Source organism: Microbacterium sp. NPDC003461, from assembly GCF_053588335.1.
In genome coordinates, this window is record NZ_JBSFPT010000018.1 from 21960 (window position 1) to 37455 (window position 15496).

The 15496-nt window shown below is 72.4% G+C and carries 15 protein-coding genes, 1 tRNA gene and 1 other RNA gene; 16 read left to right on the forward strand and 1 reads right to left on the reverse strand.

What is annotated here, in order from left to right; genetic code table 11:
• Window positions 1-73 precede the first annotated feature (73 nt).
• The 16 genes from ACWDR7_RS08665 (at window position 74) to ACWDR7_RS08740 (ending at window position 14810) form a co-directional block, all read left to right on the forward strand.
• Window positions 74-149, forward strand: a tRNA-Lys gene (locus ACWDR7_RS08665).
• Between the two features lie 164 nt (window positions 150-313).
• Window positions 314-1132 carry an inositol monophosphatase family protein gene (locus ACWDR7_RS08670; RefSeq protein ID WP_449854517.1) on the forward strand — a complete coding sequence of 273 codons (819 nt, stop codon included), beginning with the start codon at window positions 314-316 and terminating at the stop codon, window positions 1130-1132.
• A complete protein-coding gene (locus ACWDR7_RS08675; protein WP_449854518.1) occupies window positions 1129-1734 on the forward strand; it encodes a hypothetical protein in 606 nt (201 codons plus the stop codon). The genes ACWDR7_RS08670 and ACWDR7_RS08675 overlap by 4 nt, the downstream gene beginning before the upstream one ends.
• Before the next feature lie 92 nt (window positions 1735-1826).
• A complete protein-coding gene (locus ACWDR7_RS08680; RefSeq protein WP_449854519.1) occupies window positions 1827-3518 on the forward strand; it encodes a GspE/PulE family protein in 1692 nt (563 codons plus the stop codon).
• A 116-nt stretch (window positions 3519-3634) separates the two neighbouring features.
• The gene (locus ACWDR7_RS08685) at window positions 3635-4825 is read left to right on the forward strand and encodes a type IV pilus twitching motility protein PilT (RefSeq protein ID WP_449854520.1); all 1191 of its coding nucleotides are present in this window, start codon (window positions 3635-3637) and stop codon (window positions 4823-4825) included.
• Window positions 4822-6057, forward strand: coding sequence for a type II secretion system F family protein (locus ACWDR7_RS08690; protein ID WP_449854521.1), 1236 nt, complete (start codon window positions 4822-4824; stop codon window positions 6055-6057). The genes ACWDR7_RS08685 and ACWDR7_RS08690 overlap by 4 nt, the downstream gene beginning before the upstream one ends.
• Window positions 6058-6188: 131 nt before the next feature.
• Window positions 6189-6611, forward strand: a complete 423-nt coding sequence (locus ACWDR7_RS08695) for a prepilin-type N-terminal cleavage/methylation domain-containing protein (protein WP_449854522.1) — start codon at window positions 6189-6191, stop codon at window positions 6609-6611.
• 78 nt (window positions 6612-6689) lie between these two features.
• Window positions 6690-7133 carry a type IV pilus modification PilV family protein gene (locus ACWDR7_RS08700; protein WP_449854523.1) on the forward strand — a complete coding sequence of 148 codons (444 nt, stop codon included), beginning with the start codon at window positions 6690-6692 and terminating at the stop codon, window positions 7131-7133.
• Window positions 7130-7780 carry a PilW family protein gene (locus tag ACWDR7_RS08705; RefSeq protein ID WP_449854524.1) on the forward strand — a complete coding sequence of 217 codons (651 nt, stop codon included), beginning with the start codon at window positions 7130-7132 and terminating at the stop codon, window positions 7778-7780. The genes ACWDR7_RS08700 and ACWDR7_RS08705 overlap by 4 nt, the downstream gene beginning before the upstream one ends.
• The gene (locus ACWDR7_RS08710; protein ID WP_449854525.1) at window positions 7771-9534 is read left to right on the forward strand and encodes a hypothetical protein; all 1764 of its coding nucleotides are present in this window, start codon (window positions 7771-7773) and stop codon (window positions 9532-9534) included. Before ACWDR7_RS08705 ends, ACWDR7_RS08710 begins: the two co-directional genes overlap by 10 nt.
• Window positions 9534-10361 (forward strand): prepilin peptidase, encoded by an 828-nt coding sequence (locus tag ACWDR7_RS08715; RefSeq protein ID WP_449854526.1) that lies wholly within the window; start codon window positions 9534-9536, stop codon window positions 10359-10361. The genes ACWDR7_RS08710 and ACWDR7_RS08715 overlap by 1 nt, the downstream gene beginning before the upstream one ends.
• Window positions 10362-10377: 16 nt before the next feature.
• A complete protein-coding gene (pilM, locus tag ACWDR7_RS08720; RefSeq protein WP_449854527.1) occupies window positions 10378-11379 on the forward strand; it encodes a type IV pilus biogenesis protein PilM in 1002 nt (333 codons plus the stop codon).
• Window positions 11376-12392, forward strand: a complete 1017-nt coding sequence (locus ACWDR7_RS08725) for a hypothetical protein (RefSeq protein WP_449854528.1) — start codon at window positions 11376-11378, stop codon at window positions 12390-12392. Before pilM ends, ACWDR7_RS08725 begins: the two co-directional genes overlap by 4 nt.
• Window positions 12389-13030, forward strand: a complete 642-nt coding sequence (locus ACWDR7_RS08730; RefSeq protein ID WP_449854529.1) for a hypothetical protein — start codon at window positions 12389-12391, stop codon at window positions 13028-13030. Before ACWDR7_RS08725 ends, ACWDR7_RS08730 begins: the two co-directional genes overlap by 4 nt.
• Before the next feature lie 47 nt (window positions 13031-13077).
• Window positions 13078-14526: a phytoene desaturase family protein gene (locus ACWDR7_RS08735; protein ID WP_449854530.1), complete on the forward strand. Its 1449-nt coding sequence runs from the start codon at window positions 13078-13080 to the stop codon at window positions 14524-14526.
• Between the two features lie 5 nt (window positions 14527-14531).
• A complete protein-coding gene (locus tag ACWDR7_RS08740) occupies window positions 14532-14810 on the forward strand; it encodes a hypothetical protein (RefSeq protein ID WP_449854531.1) in 279 nt (92 codons plus the stop codon).
• 58 nt (window positions 14811-14868) lie between these two features.
• Here ACWDR7_RS08740 and ssrA read toward each other — a convergent pair.
• Window positions 14869-15239, reverse strand: a transfer-messenger RNA (tmRNA) gene (gene ssrA, locus ACWDR7_RS08745).
• Window positions 15240-15496 lie beyond the last annotated feature (257 nt).

Here is a 15496-nt window from a genome sequence, read left to right on the forward strand (position 1 = left end):
ATTGGCGAACCCACCGGGAAGCTGATAGAGTCGATCCTCGGTTCGGAAAGCCGAAAGGCCCCGGATCCGGAACGCACCTCTAGCTCAATCGGCAGAGCAACTGACTCTTAATCAGTGGGTTCAGGGTTCAAGTCCCTGGGGGTGCACCACACGGAAATCCCCGGTCAGACCCGAAAGGGTCGCCGGGGATTCGCGTTTCCACGGCGGGGTGACGCGATCCGCGCCCCCTCTCTCCGGCAGAGGGCTGCGCAGTGGAGCCGTCTCGCGGCGGAACGTTCCCGGACCGTGATATCGCGCCGGGTAGCCTTGAGCGGTGGACTCCCCCGATCCCGACTCCCCCGCCGCGTTCGATCCGAGCGACGACCTCGCGCTCGCCCTGCGCCTGGCGGACGCCGCCGATGCGCAGACGCTCGCGCGCTTCGACGCGGTCGACCTGGATGTGCGGCGCAAGGCGGATCGCACCCACGTGACCGAGGCCGATCTCGCCGCCGAGCGGGCGATCCGCGAGCTGCTGGCGGCCGAGCGGCCCGGCGACGGCATCTTCGGCGAGGAGTACGGCGAGGGCGACGCCGCCGCTCGCCGCTGGATCGTCGATCCCATCGACGGCACGGCCAACTACCTGCGCGGCGTCCCCGCCTGGGGCACCATGATCGCGCTCGAGGTCGACGGCGCCGTGCGCCTGGGCGTCGTGAGCATGCCCGCCATGGGGCGCCGCTGGTGGGCCGCCGAGGGAGCGGGCGCCTGGACGAGCGCGCCCGACGGCGCCCGCCGCATCGGCGTCTCGCGGGTCGACGCGCTCGAGGACGCCTCCATCAGCTTCCAGAGCCTCGCTCAGTGGCGCGACGCGGGCCGACTCGACGCGCTGCTCGCGCTGCAGTCGCGCGTCTGGCGCGATCGCGCCTACGGCGACGTCTGGTCGTACATGCTGCTGGCCGAGGGCCGGATCGAGTTCGTCGGCGAGTTCGACGTCAAGGAGTACGACATCGCCGCCGCCGCCGCGATCGTGCGCGAGGCGGGCGGCCGGTTCACCTCCTTCGAGGGCGACGAGACGATCGCCTCCGGGTCGGCGCTCGCCAGCAACGGCCTGCTGCACGACGCGATCCTGGGCGTGCTGCGGGGAGCGAGCACATGAGCCGCCGCCGAGCCGCGGCCGCACGCCGCGCCCTGCCCGTGCTCGTCGGCGTCGCGGCCGTCGCGATCGCGCTCGCGGGCTGCGCGCAGGACGCCCCGACCGCCCCCGCGCCGTCGACGCCGCCGCCGGCCACCGAGCAGCCGCAGGGCGCGGATCCGCAGGGCGACGAGCAGGGCGGGCAGCAGACGCCCGAGCCCGCTGCCGATCCGACGTGCGAGACGATCATCCCCGCCGAAGTCGTGGATCAGTTCGAGAGCGTGGGGTGGAGCGCCGAGCCGGAGGAGTTCCGGATCGGCGCGACCGTGGTGCCGGAGGGGATCCAGTGCGTGTGGGGCGACTACAGCGTCGCCACCGATCACGTGCAGATCTTCGGCTGGGCGCCCCTCGACGCCGAGACCGCGGCCACCCTGCAGGCCGAGCTGGAGACGCAGGGCTGGATCCGCGAGGAGCAGGACGGGGCCGTGTTCCTCACCGAGGACCCGGCCTACGCCATCGCCACGGACGACCAGGGCTACGGCATGACCTACGGCTTCGGCGACGGCTGGGTCACGCTCGCCGACACCAAGCAGAGCCTCGTGCTCGTCTCGTGGCCGCCCGCCTGACCGCCAGGCGGCTGCCCAGGCACCCCCATCACGTCATGGGGACGGCGTAAGATGCAGCCCGATCGCACCGACGTCGTCCCGAAAGGCGCACCGTGGCCGGGCTCATCCACATCCTCGTCCGTCAGGGGGCGCTGCCCCGCGAGCGCGCGCTGGAGCTCGCCGGCTCCGATCAGGAGGAGATGGCGCGCCTGCGCGCGCTGATCGAGACGGGCGAGCTCTCCGAGGAGGCCTTCGCCCAGGCCCGAGCGACGCAGTTCGGCGCCCCGTTCGTGCGGCTGGACGACGAGGCCACCCAGCCCGATCTGCTGCAGCGACTCTCGGCGTCGTTCGCGCACTCCAACGAGGTCGCGCCGCTCGCGGTGCGCGACGACGCGGGCGGCGAGCAGCGCCTCGTGCTCGCGATGGCCGACCCCGAGAACGTCATCGCCCTCGACGATGTGCGGGTGGCCTTCCGCATCCCCGTGGCGATCGTCGTGGCCACCGCGACCGACATCCACGCCTACATCGACAGGCACCGTCGCGCGGACGAGGAGCTCACCCAGCTGTCCACGAGCCTCGAGACGAGCGCGGAGGAGCCCGTCGACGACGGCTCGTTCGCCGTGTCGGGCGGGGTGGGCGAGGACGAGGACGCGCCCGTCGTGCGCTTCGTCAACCTCGTGCTCAGCCAGGCCATCCGCGACCGCGCGAGCGACATCCACATCGAGCCGGGCGCCGACCGCGTGCGGGTGCGCTGCCGCATCGACGGCGTGCTGCACGAGATGCCGAGCGCCCCGAAGGCGATCCAGAACGGCGTGATCTCGCGGCTGAAGGTCATGAGCGACATCGACATCTCGGAGCGGCGGATCCCCCAGGACGGCCGCATCTCGGTCACGCACGAGGGGCGGAAGGTCGACCTGCGCGTGGCGACCCTGCCCACGGTCTGGGGCGAGAAGATCGTCATGCGCATCCTCGATCAGGCCGGCGGCGTCGTCTCGCTCGAGAACCTCAACCTCTCGCCGCGCAACCTCGAGGTCTACCGCGCGTCGTACACGAAGCCCTACGGCATGATCCTCGTCACCGGGCCCACCGGATCGGGCAAGTCCACGACGCTGTACTCCACGGTGACGGAGCTCGCGCGGCCGGAGGTGAACGTCATCACGATCGAGGACCCCGTCGAGTACCGGATGTCGGGCATCAACCAGGTGCAGATCAACAACCAGGCGGGTCTGACCTTCGCGAACGCGCTTCGCGCCATCCTGCGCTCCGACCCCGACGTGATGCTCGTCGGCGAGATCCGCGACGCCGAGACGGCCAACATCGCGATCGAGTCGGCCCTCACCGGTCACCTCGTGCTCTCCACCCTGCACACCAACGACGCGCCGAGCGCCGTGACCCGCCTCATCGAGATGGGCGTGGAGCCGTTCCTCGTCGGCTCCGCCCTCGACGTCGTCGTCGCCCAGCGCCTCATCCGCAAGCTCTGCGAGCGTTGCAAGGAGCCCGTGGAGCTCGGCACGGCGGAGCTCGCCGCCAGCGGGTTCGCCCGGCCGGACGGCGACGACCGCCCGCTGTTCCGCCCCGTCGGCTGCCCGCACTGCGCCGACACGGGCTACCGCGGCCGCACGGCCGTGCACGAGGTGATGGCCGTGAGCGAGGAGATCGAGCGCCTCGCCGTGCAGCGGGCCTCGGGGACGGAGATCTCCCAGCTCGCCCGGAAGCAGGGCATGCGCACGCTGCGCGAGGACGGCTGGGAGAAGGCGCTCTCGGGCATCACGTCGGTGGAGGAGATCCTTCGAGTCGTCGCCTGAGCGGGCCGGTCCTTGCACCCGGTATACCGATTCATCCGGGTTTGTCGATATGTCCCCGGAGATTTCTCCCCGGGGACTGCTACCCATTCTGCTCGGGTAGCGGCAAGATTATGTGAGTGCATGAAGCTGCCGCCCCGACGGCGCTCGGCCCCGGACCCGAATCCGATGGTGCCGCGCGCGCCTTCACGATCCACGACGCCCTGAGGCGCCTGGTCGCCGACGGCGGGTCCGACCTGCACATCACGGTCGGGATCCCGCCGATGATGCGCCTGCACGGCGAGCTGCGCCCCATCCCCGGCGCGCCCGTGTGGATGCCGGAGGACACGCATCGCGAGATCCTCGGCCTGCTCACCCGCGATCAGCTCAACGCGTTCGAGAAGGAGCAGGAGCTCGACTTCGCGTACGCGGCGGGCGCCCGGTTCCGCGTGAACGTGTTCGTGCAGCGGGGATCGGTCGGCGCGGTGTTCCGCATGGTCCCTGTGAACATCAAGCCGCTCTCGGAGCTCGGCATGCCGCACACGCTCGCGCGCTTCGCCGAGCTGCCCCGCGGCCTCGTGCTCGTGACGGGCCCGACGGGCTCGGGCAAGTCGACCACCCTCGCGGCGATGATCGACCACATCAACCGCACCCGGTCCGAGCACATCATGACGATCGAGGACCCGATCGAGTTCCTGCACCGTCACAACCGCTCGATCGTGAACCAGCGCGAGGTGGGCAGCGACACGCTGAGCTTCCATCGCGCGCTGCGCCAGGTGCTGCGTCAGGATCCCGACGTCATCCTCATCGGCGAGCTGCGCGACCTCGACACGATCCAGGTCGCGCTCACGGCAGCCGAGACGGGGCACCTCGTCTTCGGCACGCTGCACACCCAGAGCGCGCCGCAGACGATCGACCGCATCATCGACGTCTTCCCGCCGCACCAGCAGTCGCAGGTGCGCACGCAGCTCGCCTCCACGCTGCGCGGCGTCGTCGCCCAGACCCTCATCCCCGACGCGTCGGGAACCGGCCGCGTCGCGGCCACCGAAGTGCTCGTGATGACGCCGGCCGTGGCGAACCTCATCCGCGAGGGCGAGATCCACCAGATCCCCGGTGTGCTCCAGTCCGGATCGGCGCACGGCATGCACACGCTCGACCAGAGCCTGGCCCAGCTCATCGACGCCGGGCGGATCACGTACGAGGCCGGTCTCGAGCGCGCCCAGGACCGCGACGGCTTCCACCAGCTCGCGCGGCGCTCGAACGTGGGTGTCGCCGGCGAGCCCGACTACGGCGACGAGTTCTCGCGCCGCGCCCTGAGGCGGCAGGCATGAGCACGGCGCAGATCAGCCAGGCCTTCGACTACGTCGCCACCGACGAGGCCGGCAAGCGCCGCCGGGGCACGATCGACGCGCCGAGCAAGGCCGCCGCGCTCGCGCGCGTGCGTGCCCAGGGTCTGACCCCCGTCTCGGTGACGGAGTCGAGCTTCCTCACCCGCGACATCGGCTTCTCGGGCTTCGAGCGGCGCATCCCGCTGCGGCAGGTGACGCTCGTGATCCGCCAGCTGGCGACGATGATCGACGCGGGCCTCACGCTCGTGCGCGGCCTGAACATCATCACGGCGCAGGTCGACGACGAGAAGCTGCGCGAGGTGCTGAAGGGCGTGCTCAAGGAGATCGAGCGGGGCAACGCGCTCTCCGACGCCTTCGCCAAGCGCCCTGACGTGTTCCCGCCGCTGCTCGTGCACCTCGTGCGCGCGGGCGAGGCCGGCGGCTTCCTCTCGCAGTCGCTGGAGTCGGCCGCGGAGGGCTTCGAGGCCGACCTGAAGATCCGCGACACCATGAAGTCGGCGATGACCTACCCGGTGATCGTGCTGTGCGTGGCGGTGCTCGCCGTGTTCGCGATGCTGACGTTCATCGTGCCGGTCTTCGAGGGCATGTACTCGGACCTGGGCGGCGAGCTGCCGATCCCCACGCAGGTGATGGTCGCGCTCTCCGACAACATGGTGTGGATCCTGCCCGTCGTGCTCGTGGCGACGCTGGCGGTGTGGCTGTGGTTCCGCCGCTACGGCGCGCAGGCCGAGGTGCGCATCGCGATCGACCGCGCCCGCTCGCGCATCCCCGTGCTCGGATCGTTCTTCCGCAAGGCCGCGATCGCGCGCTTCACGCGCACGCTGGCGACGACGATCGGCGCGGGCGTGCCGATCCTGCAGGCCCTGTCGATCGTGAAGCAGTCGGCCGACAGCGCGCTCGTCGAGGAGGCCGTCGGCCGCATCGCCGACGGCGTGCGCAAGGGCCGCTCGCTCGCGACGCTCATGGCCGGCGAGGAGGTGTTCCCGCCGCTCGTGACGCAGATGGTCGCGGTGGGCGAGGACACCGGCGCGCTCGACGCCATGCTGCAGCGCGTGGCCGAGTTCACCGACCGCGAGGTGCAGCTCACCGCCGAGCGGCTCACGGCCATGATCGAGCCGATCATGGTCGTCGTCGTCGGCGTGATCGTCGGCGGCATGATCCTCGCCATGTACCTGCCCATGTTCGGCATCTTCAGCCAGATGGGCGGCATGTAGTACCAGACCCCCACCCGTCCACCCCCGAGAGAAGACCGTCCGGACGCGGAGAGCTCCCCCCGGATCCGCCTCGGACACCCCCGGTCGCCCACGGCCGGAAACACCCCACCACCCCGATAAAGGAGCGAAACATGAAGAACATCCTCTCGGCGCTGATGCGCCGCCGCAGCGAGCTGCTCAAGAAGGACGAGAAGGGCTTCACCCTCGTCGAGCTGCTCGTCGTCGTCCTCATCATCGGCATCCTCGCCGCCGTCGCCATCCCGCTCGTGATGGGCTCGGTCGCGAACGCGGAGAAGGCCGCCGTGCAGTCGGCCGCCACGCAGGCGAAGTCGATCTTCGCGTCCGAGCTGTTCGACGACCCGAGCAACATCGCCGGCGCGATCTCCAAGGCCGCGCAGGAGATGACGACGGCGAAGGCCGACGGCAAGGGCGGCATCACTGTCACCGGTCCCGCCACCACGCCGACGGACCCGGACGCCGTCGAGTTCACCGCGACCGACGGCAAGTGGTCCTACACGACCGGCCAGGCCGGCGAACCGACGCCCAAGCCGTAGTCGCCACGGTGCCGGCGCTCGGATCATCCCGGGCGCCGGCACCACCCCTCCCCGCTCCATCCCTTCACACGGAATCAGGTGTCCCGAGTGCTCAAGGACGAACGCGGCTTCGGCGCTGCCGAGGCCCTCGTCGCGATGACGGTTCTCGCCGTCGTCGCGATGCTGTTCGCGCCCGCGCTCTACGTCAGCCTCAGGGCCGCCACCTCGTACAACGCCGTCACGACCGCCACCCAGGCCGTGTCCGAGCAGCTCTCCCCCGTCTCCGCGCGCGAGCTCGCGTGCAGCGAGATCCGCGCCTGGCTCGCCGAGACGCCGCCGCCCGTCGAGGACTCCCGCGGCACGGTCATCACGCTCACGCGCGCCGTGCAGGGCGCGGATCCCACGAACGATCCGGCCGCCATCGCGTGCGAGCCGGCATCCACCCTCACCGTGCGCGTCGAGGCCACCGCGCCCCGGCCCGACGGCTCCCCGCGCGTGCTCGCGTCGGCCACCGCCATCGTCCGCACGGGGGCGGCGCCGTGACCCGCCCCCTCCCCCGCGACGAGCGCGGCTTCACCCTCGTGGAGCTGCTCGTCTTCTGCGTCGTGCTGGGGATGGTGCTGATCGCGGGCGTCTCGCTGCTCCTCAGCGCTTACCGCGGCTCCGCCCTCGTTACCGGCACCTCCGAGTCCGTCATGGAGGGCCAGAACGCCGCCCGCACCATCTCGGGCAGCGTGCGCGACGCGACCCACATCACCGTCTCCGACACCGGCGACTTCCTCGCGACGGCCGCCGGCCCCGAGGGCGACCGCGAGTGCCGCGCCTGGTTCGTGTGGGACGATCCGGCCGACGAGCCCGACGCCGGCGCCACGCTGTACGCCCGCCTGTCGCCGAGCCCCATCGACGAACCCGCCGCCGAGAACCCCGACCTGGGCGACTGGTTCGCCCTCGCCACCCACGTGCGGCCGGACGGCGACCTCGGCGTCTTCAGCCTCGTCGACCGCGACGCGCCACCGGAGGTCCGCGACCTCGTGCCCGATTTCGCGAGCAAGCCGGGCGAGCAGGGCGTGCTCGTGCGCTTCGGCGTCGGCGCCGCCCGCAACGCGGCGTTCAGCACGTCCGATCCCACCGTCATCCACACCTACGCCACGCCGCGTCTCGCGAAGAAGGGCGACAACCCATGCGCCTGACACCCACCCGCCTGATGCGCCGCCTGCGCCGCGACGCCCGCGGCTCCGCGCTCATCCCCGCCATCGGCATCGCGATGGTCACGCTCGTGATCGCCGCCACCCTCACGGCCGCCACGATGACGTCGCTGAGCCGCACCGACGACACGCGCGACGTCGTCACCGCCGGCTTCGCCGCCGAGGCCGGCGTCGCCGTGGCGCAGCACGCCCTCGCCGCGGGCTGCACGACGGCGACGGACGCCAACGACACCGAGCCGTTCTACCGCGCCGTGATCCTGCGCACGACCGCGAGCGGCGAGCAGGCCGGCTGCCCCGCGGCGGGAGAGCCCTACCGCATCGTGTCCACCGGCTACGCCGACGCCCGCGACTTCGAGGCGCGCACCGGGGGCCGCACGGTCGAGGCGCGCTACGCGGTGGAGGTGACGGGCCCGACGCTCGTGCCGAGCGGCCCGGCCATCTACGCCTACAGCGGGTCAGCCTTCGGCGGATCCGGCAAGCTCGTGGCGCTCGGCGGCACCGAGAGCCACCTTCCCGAGGTGCACGTGCACGAGGGCGATGTGACGTGCGACGGCGGGTCCCAGGGCGACGTCAGCTGGGTCGTCAACGGAAATCTCACCGTCGCCGGCGGGTGCGGGATGACCGGCCGGGCCTTCGTCTCGGGATCCGTGTCGGTCAGCGGCGGCGGGGCCGTCATCGGCGCCGACCTCGTGGCCCGCGACGTGACGATCACCGGCAGCGGCCGCGTGGGCGGGAGCATCTGGGTCAGCGACTTCGCTCACCTCGAGAACGGCAGCGTCGGCGGCAACGTCGTCGCGAACGACGTCACGATGAAGGACATCACCATCAGCGGGAGCGTTTGGGCCCGCGGCGACCTCACGACAGGGTGGACGGGACGCATTCACACGAACGCCATCGTGGGTGACGATCTGAACTTCCTCGGCGTCGGCATCGGGAAGGACAACGGGGCGGACGGCAACGTCTGGGTGAGCGGGACGGCGAATCTGGACTCGAGTGCGAAGAGCCGCAAGAGCTTCATCAAGGGCGAGCTGCGCGCCGCCGAGATCAAGGGCGATGCCAAGAACTATCCAGCGCGTTACACCGTCGGACCTCCGAGCGATGTGCCGCCCGAGCCCACGCACGGCCCCGTGCCCGAGGTCGCCGACTGGATCGACTTCCCCTACGACCCGGAGCTCTGGTCCGGATTCACCGAGGTCGAGGTTGCAGCGCCCTGCGGCGCCCCCGAACTTCGCGCCGCCATCGCCGCCGGTGGCGGCCTGCCCACGCTCCTCGACGCCCGCAACTGCCCCTCGGGGGTGAACCTGGGCGGCGGCACGGACAACGTGATCTCCCTCCCCGCCGACCTCGCGATCTACGCGAAGAACTTCAGGCTGGACGGCAGCGCCGGTTTCACCGCTTCGGGCGACCGCCGGGTGTGGCTGATCAACGCCGATGAGACGGCCGACGGCCGCCCCACGTGCGGCGGGGAGACGATCGCGGCGGGTGGCTCCTTCACGTTCACCAACGTGACCACGATGATGTACTCCCCCTGTGATGTCAGCGTCGCGTCGGGGCTGAGCATCACCGGCCAGATCTTCGCCGCCGGCGTCTCGGTCGCCGGTGATGCCACCCTCACGTACGTCCCGTCCGGCCTGCCGGGCGTCGACCTGGGCGACGGCACGAGCACGGGCCCCACGGTGACGCCGCCGGAGCTCACCTCGTACCGGGACACGTCCGAGTCGGCCGAGAGGTGGTTCTGATGCTCCCGGTCGTCTCCGCGGGCGTGGGGGCGTTCGGCCTCGCGATCGGGTCGTTCCTCAACGTCGTCGCGCACCGCGTGCCGGCGGGGCGCTCCATCGTCTCGCCCCCGAGCGCGTGCCCGCAGTGCGGGCACCGCATCCGCGCGCGCGACAACGTGCCCGTGCTCTCGTGGCTCGTGCTGCGCGGCCGCTGCCGCGACTGCGGCGCGCCGATCTCGCCGCGCTACCCCGTGGTCGAGGCCGTCACCGGCGCGCTCTTCGCCGCCGTGGCGCTCCGCTTCACCCCGGAGATCCTCGCCGCCGGCTCGGCGGCCGAGGCGGCCTCCGCGGCCCTCGTGCTCGTCGCCTTCCTCGCGCTCGCCGCCTTCGGCGTGGCCCTGGCGGCCATCGACCTCGACACCGCGCGCCTGCCGAACGCCCTCGTGCTGCCCCTCGCCGCGACGGGCGCCGTGCTGCTGACCGCGGCCGCGGCGCTGAGCGGGGACGGGGCGGCACTGGGGCGCGCCGGGCTCGGCGCCGCCGCGCTCTTCGTCGCGTACGGCGCCGTGTGGCTCATCCGGCCCGACGCGATGGGCGGCGGCGACGTCAAGCTCGCGCTGGGACTCGGTCTCTTCCTCGGCTGGTCGGGATGGGGCGCGCTCGCCGTCGGCACGATCTCGGCGTTCGCCCTCGGCGCCGTCGTGGGGCTGTCTCTGATGGCCGCCGGGCGCGTGGATCGCGGCGGCGGCATCCCCTTCGGCCCGTGGATGATCGCCGGCGCGTGGATCGGCGTCTTCGCCGGGCGGCCCGTGGCGGACTGGTACGTCGGGCTCTTCGGACTGGCATGAACGGAAAGGAACGACCGTGGCGAAAGTGATCGGCGTCGACTTCGACAGCGAATCGGTGCGCGCCGCCGAGGTGTCGGGCGTGGGCAAGGGCAGCCCGCGCGTCGAGCGCTACGGCGAGGTGCCGCTGCCCACCGGCGCGGTGGTGAACGGCGAGGTGATCGAGCCGAACACCGTCGCGGATGCGCTGCGCACCCTGTGGGCGACGCAGCGGTTCTCCACCCGCGCGGTCGCGCTCGGAGTCGGCAGCCAGCGCGTCATCGCCCGCCCCCTCACCGTCGACGACGGCACACGCGAGATGGTGCGGGCCGGGCTGCCGATCCACGCCGAGGCGATGCTGCCCTTCCCCGCCGACGAGGCGCTCATGGACTTCTACCCCATCGAGCGGCCCGAGGGGCAGCCGGGCAAGGTGCGCGGGCTGCTCGTCGCGGCGGCCCGCGACGCGATCGACGACAACGTGCGCACGCTGCGGCGCGCGCGCCTGCTGCCCGACTCCGTCGACCTCGTCGCGTTCGCCCTGGCCCGCACGCACCTGCGCGATGCGGAGGGCACGGTCGCGCTCGTCGAGATCGGCGCGTCGGCGACGAACGTGCTCATCGCCGTCGACTCGATCCCGCAGTTCCTGCGCATCATCCCGAGCGGGATCGACGAGATGCTGCGCAACCTGTCGACGATCACCGGCCTGCCCGAGGAGGAGCTGGCCGGCCCCGTGCGATCCGGATCGTTCGCCGACGCGCAGGCGCTCGCCGACGCGACGGCGTCGCTCATCAACAGCATCGCCAACACCCTCGACTACTACGCCAACAGCATGGGCGATGCGGGCGCGGAGCAGATCCTGCTCGCGGGGCGCGGTGGCCGCATGCCGCACACCCTCGAGCAGCTGCAGGCGCGCACGCGCCGCCCCGTGACGCTCGCCGACCCGCTCGCGGGCGTGCGGCTGGGCAAGAACGTGGATCCGCATGCCATCGCCAACGGCTCACCCGGCGTGGCGATCGGCCTGGCCCTGGGAGGTGCCGCATGAGCGTGGACGAGCTGGCGGACGCGCGGGGAGCGTCCGGAGACGATGCGGATCGCGCCGGCACGGGCGCTGCCCCGCTCCGGCGACGGCGCACCTCCTCCGACACGGCCCTGCTGCCGGACCTCACGCTCGAGGAGCCCGACGCGACCCCCACGACGGCGCTCGGGAAGGCGGGCGCGAAGCCGACGGCGAAGGCCCCGAAGTCGAAGCCGAAGGCGCCGAAGTCGAAGGCGAAGGCGAAGCCGGCGCGCACGACGCCGGCCACCAAGCCGCGGCGCGGGCAGCTCGTCATCGGCGCCGTCCCGCGCGCCGACCTGCTGCCGCCCGAGCTGCGTCGTCAGCGTGAGGGTCGCCGCGCGCGCGACGGCGCGCTCGTGGTCGTGCTCGGCGCAGCGCTGCTGCTGGCTCTGGGCGTGGGAGGGGCGACCGCGTGGGCGGGCATCCAGACGACCGCCAGGGACCGCTCCCAGGCGCTCACGACCGACCTGACCGAGCAGCAGCTGCAGTTCGGCGACGCGAACACGTTGCTCGCCGATATCCACAAGACCGAGGACGCCCTCGAGGAGGCGGCCGCGACCGACGTCCTCTGGGCGCAGCTGCTGACCGATCTGCAGGCGGCGCTTCCGTCCGACGCGGGCATCTCCTCGCTGACGATCGACGCGCCCACTCCGGGTGAGGACCTCCCCGAGCCGACGGGAGTGCTGCAGGCCGGCGCGCGCGCGGCCACCGTCCAGGTCGTCGCGCACACGTCGTCGGCCCCCGACATCGCCGAGTGGCTGCGCCGCATCGCGCAGATCGAGGGCGTCGTGTACACCGCGCCGCGCACGAGCGAGCCCCTCGACGGGGGCGGCTACCGCGTCGAGCTGACGTTCGACCTCGGGCCGGAGCGCCTGCGCGCCGCGGGCGACGACGTGGTCGGCGCCGACGACCCCGCCGAGACCGCCGAACCGGCCGGATCGACCGAGGGCGGCGACACCGACAGCGGGGCCGACACCACCGAGGAGGACACGGAATGATGGACCGGGTGCGGGTGACCTACCTGCTCGGCGCGATCCTCGCGATCGCGATCCTCGTGGTGGGCTTCGTCGTCGGCATCAAGCCGATGCTCGACCAGGCCGATGCGGCCGCCGCCGAGCAGGCGCGCATCGCCGAGACGAACAAGGCCCTCGCGCTGCGCCTGGCGGAGCTGCGGCGCACGCAGAGCGCGCTCGAGGAGCATCAGGCGGATCTCGACGAGCTCCGCCGAGAGCTGCCGTCGTCGAGCGAGTACGACGTGTACATCGAGCAGCTCGACGCCACGGCGATGACGTCCGGGGCCGGCGTGGCGCTGAACCGGCTCACCTTCGGGGATGCGGCCCTCGCGGGCGGCGAGGGCGACGAGGCATCGGCGGGTGCCGACGCCGCGGATTCGGCCGAGGACGCCGCGGCCGCGGCCGTCGGCGCGCAGGCGGGCGTGCTGCTCTCGGTGCCCGTCTCGATCGATGTCGCGGGCAGCGGGCCGGACGTGCGCACGTTCATCGACCGGCTGCAGCACGGCGACCGGTACACGCTCGTGACCGATGTGACGATGTCGGCCGCGGGCGACCGGGGCGACATCATGACCGCCGAGACCACCGCCACGATCGAGGGGCTCATCTGGATCCTGCCGCAGTGATCGCGACGTGACCTCGCCGGCCCCCTCCGCATGCCATCCTGAAGGCGATGCCTGACGCGATCGTGGTGGGGGCCGGCCCGAACGGGCTCGCGGCCGCGGTGACGCTCGCGCGCGCGGGCCTCGCGGTCGAGGTGCACGAGCGCGCCGACGCGGTGGGCGGCGCGGCCCGCACCCGCGAGGCCGACGGCTACCGGCACGACATGGGCGCCGCCGTGCACCCGATGGCGCTGGGCTCGCCGTTCTTCCGGGCGTTCGGGCTGGCCGAGCGCGTCGCGTTCGCGGTGCCGGACGTCTCGTACGCACACCCGCTGCCGGGTGGACGCACGGGAGCGGCCTTCCGCTCGCTCGATGCGACCGTCGACGCCCTCGGGAACGACGGCCGCGCGTGGCGTCGCACGCTCGGCCCGCTCGTGGACCGGATCGACGAGGTCTCGGAGGCCAGCGGCGGCGTGCTGCTGCCCCGCTTCGGCGCCCTGCGCGGTTTCGCCGCGCTCGGCGTGGCCGCCGCGCCCCACCTGCTCGGTCTGACGGGCACCCTCTTCCGCGGCGCGACCGCGCCCGCCCTGCTCGCCGGGGTCTTCGCGCACGGCGTCACGCCGATCCCCCGACTGGCGTCGGTCGGCGCCGGCCTCACGCTCGCCGCGCACGCGCATGCGCGGGGGTGGCCGATCCCGCACGGCGGCTCGCAGGCGATCGCCGACGCCCTCGCCGCGGATCTGCTCGCGCACGGCGGCGTCATCCGCACGGGCTCGCCGGTCGACGATCTGCGCGACCTTCCGCCCGCCCGCGCGATCCTGCTCGACCTCGTGCCGCGCGACGTGCTGCGCGTCGCCGCGCCCCGGCTGCCCGCTCGCTATGGGCGCGCACTGCGCCGCTGGCGGCACGGCGCCGCCGCCTACAAGGTGGACTTCGCGCTGTCCGCCCCGATCCCGTGGCGCGACGACGCCGTGCGGCGGGCCGGCACCGTGCATCTGGGCGGGACGCTCCGCGAGATCGCGCGCGCCGAGGCCGCCGTGGCGGCCGGCCGCCTGCCCGAGCGGCCCTTCGTGCTGCTCTCCCAGCCCTCGCTGTTCGATGCAGGGCGCGCGCCCGCCGGCCACCACACGGCGTGGGCCTATGCCCACGTGCCGCATGGCTGGGACGGCGACGGGGCCGCCCTCATCGACCGCGCGATCGAGGAGCACGCGCCCGGCTTCCGCGACGTCGTCCTCGCGCGCACCGCCACCGGCCCCGGCGCCCTGGAGGCACTCGATCCGAACCTCGTCGGCGGCGACATCGGCGGCGGCGCCATGACGACGCTGCAGACGCTCGCGCGCCCCGTGGCCGGCTACGCCCCCTGGCGCACGCCCGTGCCGGGCCTGTACCTGTGCTCGTCGTCGACCGCCCCGGGCGGAGGGGTGCACGGCATGAGCGGCTGGAACGCCGCCCGCCTGGCCCTGCGCGACGTGTTCGACCTCCCCGCGCCCGATCTGGGCCCGCGACCGCAGGAAGGGTGAGACCGATGGAACTCGACGCTCCCCGCAAGCCCGGAGTGGCACGGATCGTGCTCGGCATCCTCGCGATCTGCCCCCTGTCCCCCGCGGTCGGCATCATGCCGTTCGTGATCTTCGTGTTCGGCGGTGGCGGCTGGGACGCGTTCGTGGCGCAGAACGGCGCCGCGCTGGTCGTCTTCCCGATCATCGGGGTGGCCGTGCTCGTCGCCGGCATCGTGATGATCGTGACCGGCGTGCGCAATCGCCGCGCCTGGGACCGTGCGCACCGGCCGGCCTGGCGGGCCTGAAACGACGAAGAGACCGCCCCGGAGGGCGGTCTCTTCGATGACACAGGTGCGATGCGGTCTGTGGAGCTGGGGGGAATCGAACCCCCGTCCAGCGCTGAGTCTCTGGGGCTTCTCCGGGCGCAGTCTGTGGAGGCGTTCTGCTCGGCTCCGACCTTCAGCACAGACACATAGGTCGACGAGCCCAGTCGAGGAAGAGTCCCGCGTGACGTCCCGACACCGTCACGCAGCAAGATCCCTAGATGACGCCAGAATCCGTGTCGGGATCACCCACGGTCTGACGGACTATCGGGCTCGCTTAGGCAGCGAGGGCGAAGTCAGTGCGCTTAGCGTTGGCACTTATTGTTTTTGCAGGGGGCGTTTACGAGATAACCCTGCATCCTCGGCCCGCTTCTCGCAGATTCACAAGCACTGTCGAAACCGATCAGCCCCGTGGATCCTTCTCGCGAAGGGAACCGCATATCGCACGCTGTGGAGTTGTCACCGCACCGAGGTGCGCTGCCGGCGCCTCTCGGCGCGTGTGCCCCGGCGAGCCGGGTCTCGGATACATCCGAGCATCACAGACTACAACGCATCGCGCCACCGCGCCATTCCGACGTATTCCGGATCGGGTCCCTGGACACCGGAGGGCGATCGCACGCCGGTGCGCGGGATCGCCGGGGCCCTGCGATACCCTCGGCCCAGCGGCA